Genomic DNA, 14265 nt, shown 5'->3' on the forward strand with positions numbered 1-14265 from the left:
ACCACACACCACGCTAACCCGAATTATTCATCACAAATATTATAAAACTCCCTCGCAAACTTGACGGACTCTTCGGAGTCCGTTGCTTTATTAACGTGTTATACCTTCAGATGTATACGCGTTATTCAACAGAGCTTGCTATTATTCTTGAACATTCATCAAGCGGCAAGGTTCGCCAAACCAACATTCCGTTTGCTTTTACGATTTTATTGTTTTAGGACGCACACCTATGTATGGGATCGGTATAACACTCACGCAATTTATGCTCGACGAACAGCGCCGCTACGGCGCTAGTGGTCATTTCACCGGAGTTTTGAACGACATTGCTACGGCTTGTAAAAAAATTGCTTCGCTCACTAGTAAAGGGGCTTTGGTTGGTGTTTTAGGCTCAGCCAACACGGAAAACGTACAAGGCGAAGTACAAAAGAAAATGGACGTTATTACTAACGAAATTTTCATCGAGGCCTTGCAAAATAATGGTAATGCTGCTGCTTTAGCCTCGGAGGAAATGGAAGAGGTTTATAATTTACCGGAAAACAAACCCCGTGGTCGTTATTTAGTATTGTTTGATCCTTTAGATGGCTCATCCAATATGGATATTAACGTGTCGGTGGGTACCATTTTCTCCATTTTACGCGCGCCCAATGGCGTACGAAATCCCACCGAAAAAGATTTCTTGCAACCCGGTGTAACCCAAGTAGCTGCCGGCTATTGCTTATACGGCCCGTCAACGATTATGGCACTAACGGCTGGTAATGGGGTGAATATGTTTACCCTAGATCGTGATTGTGGCGAATTTATTCTGACCCGTGAGAATGTACAAATTCCCGCCGATACCCAAGAATTTGCGATTAATATGTCGAATGAACGTTATTGGGAAGAACCGATTAAGCGTTATATTAAAGAGTGCGTAGCCGGTAAAGATGGCCCGCGCGGCAAAAACTTTAATATGCGTTGGGTGGCGGCAATGGTCGCCGAAATTCACCGTATCTTAACCCGTGGCGGAATTTTCACTTATCCTTTCGATGAGCGAGTACGCCACGATAGTAATGGCGGTAAATTGCGTTTGATGTATGAGGCGAATCCCATGAGCTTTATTATTGAGCAAGCGGGCGGCATGGCTCACACGGGCTACGAACGCATAATGGAAATTCAACCGACCAGTTTACATCAACGCATTCCTGTTATTCAGGGCTCACGTAATGAAGTTGATTTAGTGGTTTCCTACCATCGCCCTAACGACGATTAATACACAGCGAGCAGGCTTCGCGCCTGCTCCGCATCTTGCACAATTTGAGCTTTCAAGGCATCAAATGATTCAAAACGTTGTTCTGGCCTGAGATAAGCGATTGGCTCAATGCAGACCTGCTTTTGATAAACTTGTGCATTAAAATCAAATACATGCGTTTCTAAGCGCATATTGACGCCATTGACGGTAGGACGAGCACCTACATTCGCTACGCCTTTTAAAGTGTGCTTGCCTAATCCTGAGATAAGCACCGCATAAACGCCTTTAGCTAAAGCAATCGAGTCGGGTATGCGTAAGTTTAAGGTCGGAAAATTAATCGTACGCCCGCGCTTATCGCCGTGTCGCACGCGACCTGATAAACCATACGCGCCTCCCAATAATTTTTTTACTAAACCTAAATCGGGCTCAGCTAAAGCTTGGCGAATCCGCGTACTACTCACACGTTGCTCATCATACACAAAGGTTGGCGTATCGACGACCTGCATGCCTGCACCAGCCCCCAGCTCTTGTAGCATCCGATAATCGCCAGCACGACCGCGCCCAAAACGAAAATCATCCCCGACGACCAAATAACGGACTTGCAGATTATGGAGTAGTAACTCGGTAACGAAATCTTCTGCTGCCATGTCAGCCAAGGCGCGGTTAAACGCTAGGCAAACAAAATAATCGATGCCCAAACCCGCTAATTGAATCGCTTTGTCACGCAAAGGATAAATACGCGGTAAGGCACGACCAAAATATTCTGTGGGCAGTGGCTCAAAACTAATCACCACTGAAGGTAAACCCATCGCTTGAGCTTGTTGTTTGACTTGTTGAATAACCTGCTGATGCCCCAAATGCACGCCATCAAAATTGCCAATCGTGGCAACACAGCCCGAGTTTAAGGCGGCAAAACTTGAGGGATGGCGCAAAATTTTCATAACAGCAGTTTAGCCTAAACCTGCAAAACCGTGTTGGCGCAATGCCTCATACGCAACCAAAGCTACCGTATTGGATAAATTAAGACTACGACTTTCCGGTAACATTGGCACACGCAATTTTAAGGAATCCGGCAAAATGCCTAATAAAGTTTCCGGCAAACCACGGGTTTCAGGGCCGAATAATAGGACATCATCTTGTTCGTACTGGATGTCTGCGTAATTCGTTCCCCCTTTGGTAGTCAAGGCAAACACGCGCTTGCCGCTCATGGCTTGGCTAAAAGCGGCAAAACTTTGGTGTTCTTGTACGACCGCCAAATCACGATAATCCATGCCTGCACGACGAAGGCGCTTTTCATCTAAATCGAATCCTAAGGGATGAATTAGATGCAAAGCACAGCCCGTATTAGCACACAGGCGCATAATATTACCGGTATTGGGCGGAATTTCAGGTTCGTATAAAGCAATATGGATCACTTAACGCTCAGCCTCGCGTTGGAAAACAGTTTTACCTGCTAATAAAGTGCGCACTACATGGCCTTTGAAGCTCCAACCAGCAAACGGTGTGTTCTTACCCATGCTACGCATTTTTTCTAGGGAAAAATCCCATAAACTATCGGGATTGAATAATACCAAATCAGCCGGTGCACCGGCAGTTAAACGACCTGCGGAGCTATGAATCACACTAGCTGGCTGATAGGTTAATTTACCTAAGGCTTGTTGTAGGCTTAGATCGCCTGATTCCACCAAACGCAAGGTGAGTGGTAGCAAGGTTTCTAATGAAGAAATACCGGCTTCGGTTTGCTGGAAAGGCGCTAGTTTGGCATCCAACTCATGCGGTTGATGATCCGAACAAATCGCATCAATGGTGCCATCTTTTAAACCTTGCAGCAGTGCTTCACGATCAGCCTGCGAGCGCAACGGGGGTTGAACATGGCATAGAGGATTGAAATCCACCACATCCATTTCAGTGAGGTGCAATTGATGCGCAGCGACATCAGCAGTTACCTTGAAGCCATCCTGTTTCGCTTGGCGAATTAAACGCACACTCCCTGCGGCAGAGAGACGACAAAAATGTACACGCGTACCGGTCATTTCCATTAAGGCGAGCGTTTGCGCAACGGCAACCGTTTCCGCTGCCGCTGGAATGGCGGGCAAGCCTAAACGCGTCGAAACTTCCCCCTCATGCACACAACCACCACCTGCTAACTCATGTTCTAGCGGATACACAAAGACGGTTAAATCATGCGTCGTGGCATATTCTAAAGCGCGGCGCATGACTTTGAGATCAGCGACCGGCTGCCAACCATTGGTCACCCCCACACAGCCCGCACGGCGCAAACCGCCCATATTACTCAGCTTTTTTCCCTCCAACTTGAGAGTTAAGTTGCCTACTACGGCAATATGGACTTTTCCCAAAGCAGTATTAATATCGCGTATCAAATTGACTGGCGCGGAATTATTAATGCTAGTGGCTGGCTCGGGTTGATAACATAAGGTAGTCACACCACTGGCAGCCGCCGCTCGGGTTTCGCTGGCTAGAGTCGCTTTATGATCCAAGCCCGGTTCGCGTAACCATGCCGCCAAATCAATCACCCCTGGGAATAACCACAGACCACGTGCATTGACTGTTTCGCTGGGGGCAAAACTTTTTGGCACATGACCATCATTGGCAAGGGCAAGAATTTTTCCATCTTGTACGCAAACATTGGTAATTTCATCGCGCCCCGATGCCGGATCAATAACACGTGCATGGCTAATAAGTAGATTCACGCTGTACCTCCAACGGTCGAACCCATAATCATGGACATCACTGCCATGCGTACCGCAATACCATTCGTGACTTGTTCCAAAATCACTGAGCGTGGCCCATCCGCCACGGCGGAGTCAATTTCCACCCCTCGATTGATGGGACCTGGGTGCATTACAATGGAATCTGGCTTGGTGAGTTCTAAACGTTTTTCGGTTAAACCATATAACTTGAAAAATTCGCTTTCCGATGGAAGCAATGCGCCCTCCATCCGCTCACGCTGAAGGCGCAACATAATCACTACATCCACATCGCGTAGACCTTCCTCCATGCGATGAAAAACGCGCACACCCATTTTTTCGATATCAGCCGGAATCAAGGTACGTGGTGCGATAATACGAACTTCACCCGTTAACAGCGTATTTAAAGCATGAATCTGAGAACGCGCTACACGTGAATGCAACACATCACCCACAATGGCGACTTTGAGTGGTTCGAATGCACCTTTCTTTTGCCGAATAGTAAACATATCAAGCATCGCTTGAGTCGGATGGGCGTGGCGACCATCACCAGCGTTTAACACGCTAATATGCGGAGCTGCATAGCGCGCAATGAATTGTGCTGTACCCGCGTGCTCATGGCGCACCACAAACATATCAGCATTCATCGCTTCCAAATTACGCACCGTATCCAGCAGGCTTTCGCCTTTCGCCGCCGAGGAGGTACGAATATCAAGATTGATAACGTCAGCGCCCAAACGCTGCGCCGCAATTTCAAAAGTAACGCGGGTGCGAGTAGAGTTTTCGAAAAATAAATTCATGACGGTTTTGCCACGCAGCAAGGGCGCTTTCTTTTGCTGTTTGGCGGGTAAGGTAACGAATTGCTCAGCACGCTCTAGAATTTCGTGCAGTAATAAATGAGGCAAACCTTCAATAGTGAGAAAGTGCTTTAGCCGATTACCGGGTGCGAGTTGCATCCTGGCAGGCAAAGGCCCGGGTTGCAAATGAGGGTGCATGAGGGATTTTCCACCAAAACTGATAGTGGCGGTATCTTACAGGTTTGTGCACTGCGATTAAAGCCCAAACCTGTTCGCTAGCCATGGATTAATTACGCGGTAAAATCTGCATGGTCAAAGGTTCCGGTCCAGCAATGTGGTAAATGAAATTCTTACCCGGCTCTTCGTATAAGGCACAAATTTGCGGCTCAATCGGCAACTCACGTGTTTCACGTGCAACCACCACCGCTAAAATAATGCTTGCCAAACGCCCGTAATCAAATAACTCATTCATGGCCGCACGTACAGTACGACCAGTTTGAATCACATCATCCACAAGAATGACATGCCGATCTTCCAGACTGAACGGCAAACGCGTGGCATCCATTTGCACGGGTAAGCCGCTACGATTGAAATCATCGCGATAAAAACTGACATTCAGCTCGCCAATCGGCTCCTGTAAACCTAAACGCTTCTGAAGTTCTCGAGCCAACCAAACACCCGAGCGCTGCATTCCAACGATAAGAGGCTGTTCGATTTTGTGTTCGCTGAGATAGTTTTTTAATTGCTCAGCCATGTTTTCTAGTAAATCCGCTAAGTTGTGTTTATGGTTGTCCACGGGCATTCTCCAACAGCCAGCTCTCCAAAATAATAGCCGCTGCGAGTTGATCAATATCTTCTTTACGAATTTTACGCTTGCGTCCTGCTTGGCGTGCTGACTTCAAACGATCTTCTGCTTCACGTGAGGACAGTTGTTCCGACACCATTTGCACCGGCAAACCGCTACGCTGCTCTAATTCACGACAAAACTTCAAAATAGGTTCTTGCATGGCGCTAGGGCTGCCATCTAATTTACTGGGCATTCCGACAACTAAAAGACCAGGGCGCCATGCTTTGATAAGCTGCAAAATTCCTTCCCAATCTGGCTGATTCTGCTTAGCGGTCAAGACACTTTCCGGCGTGGCCAAGCCTGTAATGGTATTGGCGACAGCCACGCCAATACGCACCAGCCCAAAATCAAATCCTAAAATGGTATGCGGTAAAGGCTCAGGCATGACCCGCCGCCATACCCAATAACTCTACATCCACCCCTAAACTAGACGCTGCACCCCGCCAACGTTGCGGATAGGGCATTTCAAACAAAATACGATTATCCGATTCACAGGCCAACCAACTATTTTCTTTTAATTCCTTCTCTAACTGTCCGGATGTCCAACCCGCACAGCCCAGTAATAGCAAGAAATTATCGGGTCCTTTGCCACGCGCCAAATCCACTAAAATATCCTTAGAGGATGTCAGCGATAAATTATCCGAAATCTCAATCGTACTATCCCACGCACGATCGGTATCATGGAGCACAAAACCTTGCTCAGGCTGCACAGGGCCGCCATTCAAGGCCACTTGTTCGGCAATCGTTGGATCTTCTACCGTAATGCCCAATTGTAATAGCAACTCACCCACCGTAACTTCTAGTGGACGGTTAATCGTAACACCGAAAGCACCCTCGTCATCATGTTGGCAAATTAATGTGACAGTATGATCAAAATTCGGGTCTTGCAGTGTTGGCAATGCAATTAATAAATGATTGCGCAGATAAGAAATGGTCTGCATAGGCTCTATTCTGTATTTAGGGTTCCGCTGTGGAAAATCCAGGTGCGGGTAATATTGAGTTGATCCCACTTCTGGCGGATTTCTTTGGGCAACGGTGGATAAGGTGAAGCTATCCGTACAATCCGTGTAGCTGCTTTATCCAAAAGCGCACTGCCCGATGATACATCAATCTGGGTATCGACAACATGACCTTGGTGATCCAGTGTCACGTTGACGATTAACTTCCCACTTAAATTACGTTTAATCGCTTCCTCGGGGAAATTAATATTGCCAATTCGCTCGATTTTCTTGACCCAATTGTCAATATATTCAGCCTCTACGGCACTTTTAGCACTCACCGCATCAATAAAATGAATACGCGGACGACGTGCATAGCGCGCTTCAGCCTCATCGACTTCGGCCAATAATTGTGCGATTTCCTGCGCGGTATCCGATAAGTCTTTATAGACGACCTCAGGCTGATCTTCGGGTTGCTCTGGACTTTTATCCGCTGCTTTAAAGGTTTCGCCTTTTGTAGTCAGAATTTGTGGTTGATACTTGGGCGGTGATTCAGGTGCCGTTTTTTGTGACTGAATCGGCGCATCCCCTTCCGAAGTATTCGGTTCCACCGCAGCTAAGGGTGTGCGTGGGCGATTTTCTTCATCGGTACTGCCACTGGCCTGTTGGTTAGCTTGCGCAATAAACCTAGCTTCATCAGGTGCTTTTTCACTATGCGTTTGCACTAAAGTAATGTCCAATACCGCAGGCAGACTCCGATCACCCATACGACTCGGTGCGAAAGAGACCCCAAAAATTAATAAGGCGTGCGCCAAAATCGCCAAGGGCAAGGTCTTAATTAATGGAAATTCGGTTACGGTTGATTGCACACCGTTCATTGCTAAGGTCGCCATGACATCCGCTTAGTACGTCTTATTATAATAGTATAGACGGTTAAAGCCGTCGTTCGGGAAAGGCCAGCTACGATACTAGCACTTGTTTTCATCTAACGGTACCATTTATACATAAACTAAATTAATTAGCGCTGAGTAGCTTGTTTACTTAATACATTTGCCAAAATATAGCCATCTTCCGCTGTCAATAAATGGCCGATATTGGGCGTTGGGATGATTTCAGCGTGGCCATGTAACACAAATATATGATTCATATCTTGATTAGCGGGTGGTACCACCAAATCCGCTGTCTCAGGCGTATTTCCTGTGCGCACGATAGAGACGTAACGAATAGCTGGGTGGGGTTGGTGATTGAGCCAATACATAAAATTGCCCGGCTTTTCTTGACGTAAATCTGCATATAAACCTCGAGCCTGCCGTAAGGAGCCTAAACCCATTTGCTCGGCCATGTCCATTAAAGGCGTACCTACTAAAGCACCCGATAAATCAGCAACTGGCGTACCAAGATTCGGGGCAGCAATCGTAATTAAGGTATCCACTTTCGGGGTTTTACGGCCTGCATTAGCCACTACCCAATAGCGTGCGACTACACCGCCAGCGGAATGACCTGCCAAGGCTAACGGTTCTTTACGATAGTGATAAATGGCTTTAAGGTAGTGATGTAATACCCCTGCCTGTTGTGCCACGGGCGCACTTGAAGGCAAATCTACGGTAAAAAATACTTTTTTGGGCGCATACGGCAAGCGAATCGGATTAACAATGCCGCGTGGTGTCAAGGATAAATTACCGCCATCCACCCAACCGGAGGATGTCAAGGCATCACTAACATTGCGAAATCGCCAATCCATCCCTTGTGCTTGGAACCCAGCTATCAACACTAAGGTTTCTGCCTGTACGCCCTCGAGGAAAACAGTACTCACTACTAGCACACTAGCTAAACGAATGAAGTATTTTAAAACCATCTTGTTGTCATAAACTCATGAATTAATTAATGGTAAAATTTTTATTTTTAAGGCTTAGGGATAGAAGACCATGACGGTGCGCTGTATCGCGTTTGATCTCGATGACACCTTGTGGGATTGTGATGCAGTCATCACGCACGCCGAACAAACCGGCTATGCTTGGCTCGCCCACCATTATCCCAGTATTACAGACACCTATCCTTATGCCGAGTTCATTGCACATCGTATTGACTATGCTCAATCACGCCCCGACTTACATCATGACCTTGGTCAATTGCGTAAAGCATGGTTAGCACAATTAGCGCAGGAACACCAATTAAGCCACGATCTAGTAGAGCCTGCCTTTGCTGCATTTTACCAAGCCCGACACCAAGTGACACTATTCCCTGAAGTAGAACCTGCCTTACATGCCCTGAAACCACACTATCAGCTCGGCACGATAACTAATGGCAATGCCGACGTCTCACGTTTATCTATTGGTAGTTTGTTCAATTTTCATTTAAGTTCCGCGCAAGCTGGCGTCACCAAGCCTCATCCAAACATCTTCCTTCAAGCGGGGCAACTCGCAGGCGTGCGTTTGGACGAAATGGTTTACATTGGTGATGACCTTGAAAAGGACGTATTAGGTGCCCAAAGGGTCGGTATGAAAGCGATTTGGTTTAATCCCCAACAGCGATCACTGCCCTTGGCGATTAAACCGGATGCTATCATGATAAATTTTGCTGAAATTCATGAGCTGATTCGATTATTATAAAAGCTTATTGGAGGCAGTTAAAATAAATAGAATCCGACCTAATGGCTAAAAACTTCATGGATGAAGTCGGACAAGGAAGCAAACTACTATGCAACATAGTTACACCATTCAAACCCATCATCGTGGCATTAGCGATTGGATTTTGCGACTATGGGTCAGCAAAGACGATAAAGACTACACGGCATTAAAACGCGCCGTAACGTTTTATTTTGAAATGCGTGAAGCTCACCCTGAAGCCTTTTCAGAAGGGCCTGACTGTCTAGAAGTGGCTGAAACACTGCGCAGTATTGACACTGACCAAACGACCCTCTTAGCGGCCATTTTGTCCTCTCATCATTTAGTGCCGTATATTGAATTGGCTGATATTGCACGTGACTATGGCGAGCCAGTCGCTTTGTTGTGTGAAAATATGCGTACCCTGCATTATTTTCGTGTTAATACTAAAAATAATCCCGATTTAAATCAGAAAGACCAAGCGGAACAAGTACGGCGCATGTTATTAGCCATGCTAAAAGACATTCGAGCAGTCTTAGTTAAATTAGCTTGGCACTTACATTATTTACGCTTTTTATCACGTCAAGAAATCACGCCTGACCACTTCATTGTTGGCCGACAAACCTTAGAACTATTTGCACCTTTAGCGAATCGTCTAGGGATTAGTCAATTCAAATGGGAGATGGAAGATTTAGCCTTCCGCTTTATTGAGCCGGAACAATACAAATTTATTGCCAAAGCCCTAGCAGATACTCGGATTGCACGTGAAAAATATATCGAGAACTTTATTGAGCTGATTCAAAAATTTCTCAAAGAAATCAATATTTCTGCCAAAGTTTACGGTCGCCCTAAGCATATTTATAGCATTTGGAAAAAAATGCAACGTAAACGCGTAGGCATTGATGGTCTATTTGATTTACGTGCGATCCGCATTATTGTTAATGACCGTGATACTTGCTTTGAAGTCATCAGTTTAATTCATAATAAATGGGAATTTGTTCCCGAAGAATATGATAATTATATTGATAATGTTAAACCCAATGGCTACCAGTCCATTCATACAGTTGTCATTGGCCCTGAAAATCAGCATGTTGAAATTCAAATTCGCACCCAATCCATGCATGAGCAAGCGGAATTAGGGGTAGCTGCACACTGGCGCTATAAAGAAGGCGGTAAACATGATATTGCCTTAGAGCGGGTGATTTCCTCACTCCGCAAACTTCTAGATAATGATGTTGAAGATGGTGACTTTTTAGAAAACTTTAAAACTGAATTATTTTCCGATCGTGTTTTCGTCTTCACCCCAAAAGGCCGTGTTATTGACCTCATCAAAGGTGCAACCCCCTTAGACTTTGCCTATGCTATTCATACCGACATTGGGCATCGCTGCCAAGGTGCGAAAGTAAATGGTGGCATAGTCCCGTTAAACTACGAATTACATAATGGCGAACAAGTCGAAGTTTTAACGGGCAAAGAAGCCAAGCCTAAGATGAACTGGCTCAATGAAAGCTTAGGTTATGCTAAATCACCGCGCACCAAACAAAAAATCAATCATTGGTTCCGTCAACAAAATCACGAAAAGAATTATCAAGACGGCCAAACTATTTTTGAACGTAAACGTCATTTACTCAACTTAAAGCAAACGGATATTGAGGCCATTGCCAAAAGTTTTGGTCGTCCTAATGAGCGTGATTTTTTTATTGCACTAGGGCGTGGCGATGTTAGTCCGCAACAATTAACTACTGCTTTACTGAAAGATCGCAATAATAATATTCAACTGAAAATTGTTAAGAAACCTGTTAGCACCAAAGCTGATGATATTATTGTGGGAGGCGTTGAAAATATTGTCACGCAAATTGCTAGCTGCTGCCAGCCTATTTACGGCGATAAAATTATTGGATACATCACTTCACAAGGCCGTGGCATAGCGGTACATCGCAGTGATTGCGTGAATATGATTCACTTACCACCAGAGCAGCAAAATCGATTGATCGAAGTCACTTGGGCTAATAATAATGTATCTTACGCTGTTGATATTTTAATTAAAGGTTATAACCAGCCCGGTTTCTTGCGCGATATTACTGATTTATTAGCACGCGAACAGATTAATATCCTAAGTATTAATACGCATTCTAGCCCGCATGATGATTTGGCTTTGATTGAGGTATCCATTCACATCAAAAACTCTGAGCAATTATCAGAAGCCTTAGAGCGTCTGACCCAATTATCGTTTGTGACGGATGTACAGCGTAAAGCCTAGATAACTAGAAGGTGACTTGGACGGAGGTTAACTGACCTCCTCGTAATACTTTGAGGCTAGCACTAGAACTTTGCATTAAGCCTTGCATGGCTCTTAGACTAGAAGAATTGCTAGTTAATGGACTGCCATTAATTTCCGTTACTATATCGCCAGCTTGCAAACCGGTCTGATTAAATAAAGCAATATTGCTGCCGGGGGCCACACGAAAGCCTTGCATTTGACCATTTTGAATCACCGGACTAGGTCGAACTATTTCTAAGAGTTTATTATTATCTGTTGCGACTTGCTGTCTAAATCCAGTCAGGGTATTGCTAGATTGAGGTGGAGGTAGTTCTTGGTTGGGTTTATTGCTTGGAGCCACTTCTGAAGCGCCTGCAGGAAGAACATCTTGGGAGGGGGTTTCTACCATAGGTTGCTCGGGTGGTGGAGCTGGAATGAGATCCGTTTGTTGTTGCAGACTAGGATCTTCCATCGGTGGTGCTAGGCCATTATCCACCATCGGCTGCTCTGTTATTTCTGGTGCCATTTCATCTGGTATCATCTGCCCAGCGCCAGCCCCGCCGCCATTACTAGCCTCAACCAACTTGGGCATGTTGAGTGTTTTTTTCTCACCCGCAAGGCTAATCTCAATTTTATCATCGTAAACTTTTTCTAACTTTGCACCGGTATCTTTAATCGTCTCACCCACACTCAGTACATGCTGTTTACCATTAACATCAATAATCGCTATCCCTGCTTTACCCGGTAGACTATACAAACCCACCAATTTCATCGGTAGTTGTGGTTTCGCTGGTTCAGCCTGAATAGCTGACTGTGGCTGCTGTGGGGCTACTGGAGGCGTATAAACACCTAATAAGTGATAATTAGCAATTTCACGACTTAAATCTTGTGAGCTAGCCTTGGCCGGAATGACCTCTACCGCTTCAGATGGAACAGCTGTGGTGACCATAGATAATGCTGGATCCGCCGGAAACAGCATCCACGTTAAGCGAGCTAACAGAAAGCCACTTAAAATCACGAGCAGTAAAGTGACATGGTCAGGCAATTTTTCTAGGACACGGTCGAAAAACTGTTGTTGTTTAAGCTTTTGCATATACCAAACCTGAAATCTCAGTTTGCATCTGTTAAATGTTCCCGAGTCTGGACAACTTTATCGACCGCTTACCGCATTGAAGGAGGTAGTTTGTCGATAATCGCTAATAAATATTATTGCCCCCTGACTTGACCTAACAAACCTACTTATAACGGCTGGCAAGGGTAGTCGATTTCTATACTTCTGGCTACTTAAATCCTACTAAGCTTACGCTTCCCCAAGGAGTTGGGTACGATACAGTTTTCTTCTTGTCAGTATAGATGATATTTTAAACAAAACTTAGGTTTTATCCACAGGGTTTTGGTTAATCTCTTGTCAAGCGGACAGCCACTTCACGGTACTTTTTGGTAGTCTTTTCAACCAGTTCTTGCGGTAAGGCTGGTCCTGGTGCCGTCTTATCCCAATCCAAAGTCTCCAGATAATCGCGGACAAATTGCTTATCAAAGGACGGTGGATTATTTCCGGGTTGATAGTGGTCGGCTGGCCAAAATCGTGAGGAGTCTGGGGTTAAAGCCTCGTCAATCAACACCAATTGATCGTTCTCATCCAAACCAAATTCAAACTTCGTATCTGCAATAATAATCCCGCGCTCTAAGGCATAATCAGCAGCTTGCTGATAAAGCTTAAAACTAATCTCACGCACTTGTTTAGCAACCGGTTCGCCTACTAATTTTACCATCTGTTCAAAGTCGATATTCATATCATGAATCCCAACCTCGGCTTTGGTGGAAGGTGTAAAAATAGGTTCAGGCAGTTTATCGGCTAAGCGTAAACCAAGCGGTAATTTAACCCCACAGACATCACCCTCTTGCTGATATTCCTTCCAACCTGAACCAACAAGATAACCCCGTACAATCGCCTCAACCGGTAAAGGACGCATACGTTTTACAATCATGCTCCGGCCTTGCAACTGCGCCTTTTCTGTGGCACTGAGCGGTAAATCATCCAAACGTAAATCGCTTAAATGATTGGGGATCACTGCTTTAAGCTTTTCAAACCAGAATAACGCTACTTCCGTTAAAATTTTGCCTTTATCAGGAATCGGGGTGGGCAAAACCACATCAAATGCTGATAAGCGATCCGTCGTTACAATGAGCATATGCTTGGCGTCCACAGCATAGATATCACGCACTTTGCCGCGTGCTATCAAGGGTAAGTGGCTCAGTTGGGTTTCCATAACGGCACTAGATACGTCTACGCCTTGAGTTGATTGGTTCATAAGCTTCATAAAGTAGTGAGAAAGATATCAAGCCGGTATACTATCAGATTTTCTGTTGCACAAGGGTAGCAAGATGACGCAACCACGCGTGGGCATTGTAATGGGCAGCAATAGTGACTGGAAAGTCATGGTCAAAGCTGTGGAACAATTGGAGGCATTTGGCGTTGCACATGAATATCGTGTTGTTTCGGCGCATCGCACTCCTGATTTGCTATTCGAATATGCCAGTACTGCAGAACAACGCGGTTTACAATGTATTATTGCGGGAGCAGGTGGTGCAGCCCATTTGCCCGGTATGTTGGCCGCCAAAACCACAATTCCGGTCTTAGGTGTGCCGGTGCCTTCCCGTTATTTGCATGGGCAAGATTCGCTGTATTCAATCGTACAAATGCCGAAAGGTATTCCGGTTGCCACCTTTGCCATTGGTGAAGCCGGAGCAGCCAATGCAGCTTTGTTCGCCATTGCACAATTAGCTTTACAAGATAAAGCATTGGCGCAGCAATTAGCTGAATACCGCGAAGCTCAACGTGATTTTGCCTTGAATATGACCCTTCCCCCTGAGTTTGAATAGG

Annotated in this window: 15 protein-coding genes; 4 read left to right on the top strand and 11 right to left on the bottom strand. The window is 45.5% G+C overall.

Annotated elements, in window-relative coordinates:
* Positions 1-229: 229 nt before the first annotated feature.
* Complete coding sequence (locus A3IE_RS0100135; RefSeq protein WP_020393532.1) at positions 230-1249, top strand: class 1 fructose-bisphosphatase; 1020 nt, start codon at positions 230-232, stop codon at positions 1247-1249.
* Here A3IE_RS0100135 and ribF read toward each other — a convergent pair.
* The 9 genes from ribF to A3IE_RS19465 form a co-directional block, all read right to left on the bottom strand.
* On the bottom strand, positions 1246-2169 hold the full coding sequence (gene ribF, locus A3IE_RS0100140) for a bifunctional riboflavin kinase/FAD synthetase (protein ID WP_020393533.1): 924 nt from the start codon (positions 2167-2169) through the stop codon (positions 1246-1248). The genes A3IE_RS0100135 and ribF overlap by 4 nt on opposite strands.
* A 9-nt stretch (positions 2170-2178) precedes the next feature.
* Positions 2179-2643, bottom strand: a complete 465-nt coding sequence (locus A3IE_RS0100145) for a tRNA (cytidine(34)-2'-O)-methyltransferase (RefSeq protein ID WP_020393534.1) — start codon at positions 2641-2643, stop codon at positions 2179-2181.
* Positions 2644-3939, bottom strand: a complete 1296-nt coding sequence (locus tag A3IE_RS0100150; protein ID WP_020393535.1) for a dihydroorotase — start codon at positions 3937-3939, stop codon at positions 2644-2646.
* Positions 3936-4931, bottom strand: coding sequence for an aspartate carbamoyltransferase catalytic subunit (locus A3IE_RS0100155; RefSeq protein WP_020393536.1), 996 nt, complete (start codon positions 4929-4931; stop codon positions 3936-3938). The genes A3IE_RS0100150 and A3IE_RS0100155 overlap by 4 nt, the downstream gene beginning before the upstream one ends.
* Before the next feature lie 88 nt (positions 4932-5019).
* Positions 5020-5529, bottom strand: a complete 510-nt coding sequence (gene pyrR, locus A3IE_RS0100160) for a bifunctional pyr operon transcriptional regulator/uracil phosphoribosyltransferase PyrR (RefSeq protein ID WP_020393537.1) — start codon at positions 5527-5529, stop codon at positions 5020-5022.
* A complete protein-coding gene (gene ruvX, locus A3IE_RS0100165) occupies positions 5516-5965 on the bottom strand; it encodes a Holliday junction resolvase RuvX (RefSeq protein WP_020393538.1) in 450 nt (149 codons plus the stop codon). Before ruvX ends, pyrR begins: the two co-directional genes overlap by 14 nt.
* Positions 5958-6521: a YqgE/AlgH family protein gene (locus A3IE_RS0100170; protein WP_020393539.1), complete on the bottom strand. Its 564-nt coding sequence runs from the start codon at positions 6519-6521 to the stop codon at positions 5958-5960. The genes ruvX and A3IE_RS0100170 overlap by 8 nt, the downstream gene beginning before the upstream one ends.
* A 5-nt stretch (positions 6522-6526) precedes the next feature.
* On the bottom strand, positions 6527-7411 hold the full coding sequence (locus A3IE_RS0100175) for an energy transducer TonB (RefSeq protein WP_020393540.1): 885 nt from the start codon (positions 7409-7411) through the stop codon (positions 6527-6529).
* Positions 7412-7536: 125 nt separating this feature from the next.
* Positions 7537-8373 (bottom strand): PGAP1-like alpha/beta domain-containing protein, encoded by an 837-nt coding sequence (locus A3IE_RS19465; protein ID WP_020393541.1) that lies wholly within the window; start codon positions 8371-8373, stop codon positions 7537-7539.
* Positions 8374-8443: 70 nt separating this feature from the next.
* Here A3IE_RS19465 and A3IE_RS0100185 point away from each other — a divergent pair, with 70 nt between their 5' ends.
* Both A3IE_RS0100185 and A3IE_RS0100190 read left to right on the top strand, forming a co-directional pair.
* Complete coding sequence (locus A3IE_RS0100185) at positions 8444-9127, top strand: HAD family hydrolase (protein WP_020393542.1); 684 nt, start codon at positions 8444-8446, stop codon at positions 9125-9127.
* An 88-nt stretch (positions 9128-9215) separates the two neighbouring features.
* A complete protein-coding gene (locus tag A3IE_RS0100190; protein ID WP_020393543.1) occupies positions 9216-11381 on the top strand; it encodes a RelA/SpoT family protein in 2166 nt (721 codons plus the stop codon).
* A 4-nt stretch (positions 11382-11385) separates the two neighbouring features.
* On the opposite strand, the gene A3IE_RS0100195 is transcribed toward A3IE_RS0100190, so the two are convergent.
* Together A3IE_RS0100195 and A3IE_RS0100200 are read right to left on the bottom strand one after the other, a co-directional pair.
* Positions 11386-12474 carry a type II secretion system protein N gene (locus A3IE_RS0100195; protein ID WP_020393544.1) on the bottom strand — a complete coding sequence of 363 codons (1089 nt, stop codon included), beginning with the start codon at positions 12472-12474 and terminating at the stop codon, positions 11386-11388.
* 304 nt (positions 12475-12778) lie between these two features.
* Positions 12779-13693, bottom strand: coding sequence for a phosphoribosylaminoimidazolesuccinocarboxamide synthase (locus A3IE_RS0100200; protein WP_033406097.1), 915 nt, complete (start codon positions 13691-13693; stop codon positions 12779-12781).
* Positions 13694-13766: 73 nt separating this feature from the next.
* Here A3IE_RS0100200 and purE point away from each other — a divergent pair, with 73 nt between their 5' ends.
* Positions 13767-14264 (top strand): 5-(carboxyamino)imidazole ribonucleotide mutase, encoded by a 498-nt coding sequence (gene purE, locus A3IE_RS0100205; RefSeq protein ID WP_020393546.1) that lies wholly within the window; start codon positions 13767-13769, stop codon positions 14262-14264.
* Position 14265: the final 1 nt, after the last annotated feature.

The organism is Thiolinea disciformis DSM 14473, assembly GCF_000371925.1.
In the GTDB taxonomy this organism is placed as follows: Bacteria; Pseudomonadota; Gammaproteobacteria; order Thiotrichales; family Thiotrichaceae; genus Thiolinea; species Thiolinea disciformis.